Raw genomic sequence first — 1,267 nt, forward strand, 5'->3', positions numbered from 1 at the left:
TTGTTTTACAAGATTATTTTAATCAAGGTTTTTTTAATTGGGAGTATCCTAGAGGGGTGCTAAAAAGTGTTTACCATCAGTTAAAAAATAGAATTTCAACTAACTCTGATATAATATCTAGAATATTAGGTTCCATTTTACAGGTTTTATTTAAAATTTATAAAAGGATTTTTAAATGATGAGAGGGAGGCTTGAAAGATTTGAATATAAAGAAAATAATTATTAAATCAGTACCTCCTCTAAAAAAGGTTATTGATGAGAGGGAAACTTATTATATATCTTCTAATAATTATTACCAATTACTTGAACAAAAAAAAATAGCTTATGAGCAACTCGTCAATGATAATAGATTATTGGAAAATAGTATAAGAACACTAACTTGCCAAAACGAAAACTTAACAAAGCAGAATAGTACTCTTTCCGAAGAGAAAACCTATCTTTTAAAAGAAAAAAGTATTTTTGAAGAAAAGTATGAGTTGCTTTTACAAGATAAAAATAATCTGTTGAATAATGTGGAGAGTTTATCAGCCATTAATGAGGAACTAAGTCAAGAAAATATCAAACTAAAACAACAAGAAAAGAAAATGTTGGAGATAAGCTCAAGTGAGTTTTGGGATAGTCATTATAAAGATGGATTTACATCTGGGACGGGTTCCTATGATCATCTTGCTGAGTTCAAAGCAACTATAATAAATGAATTTGTTGAAAGTCATCGAATTGAATCTGTTATTGAGTTTGGTTGCGGTGATGGAAATCAACTTTCTCTTATGAACTACCCAGTGTATGTAGGAGTGGATGTTTCTGAAACGATTATAAAAAAAAATAAAGATAAATTTGCAGATTATGATAATAGAGCTTTTTTTCACAGAGGCGAAAAAAACAATTATATGAATAAAAAATATGATCTTGCTCTGTCTTTAGATGTAATCTTTCACTTGGTTGAAGATACGGTATATATAGAATATATGAAAGATTTGTTCAAGGCATCTAGTAAGTACGTGATAATTTATTCCAGTAATCATGAAGAATTCACGAGATGGCCAGAATTTAGAAATCGAAAATTTATGAAGTATGTTCAAGAAAATGAGAGTGATTGGAAACTAGTTGATTTTGTTGCTAATAAATATCCCTTTGAGTTAGGCAATGAAGATATGACCTCTCCATCTGATTTTTATATTTTCGAAAAAATGTAAATTAAGCAGGGCTATGACGATTAGAATAGGCGGTTATTATGAGAAATGATATTAAGGTATCAGTTATTGTACCA

General features: G+C 29.0%; 1 protein-coding gene. It reads left to right on the plus strand.

What is annotated here, in order from left to right:
• Positions 1-200 precede the first annotated feature (200 nt).
• Positions 201-1,193: a class I SAM-dependent methyltransferase gene (locus tag ACIFO6_RS24170; protein WP_430044601.1), complete on the plus strand. Its 993-nt coding sequence runs from the start codon at positions 201-203 to the stop codon at positions 1,191-1,193.
• Positions 1,194-1,267 lie beyond the last annotated feature (74 nt).

Source organism: Paenibacillus sp. NRS-1781, assembly GCF_050467745.1.
GTDB classification, from domain to species: Bacteria; Bacillota; Bacilli; order Paenibacillales; family Paenibacillaceae; genus Paenibacillus; species Paenibacillus terrae_A.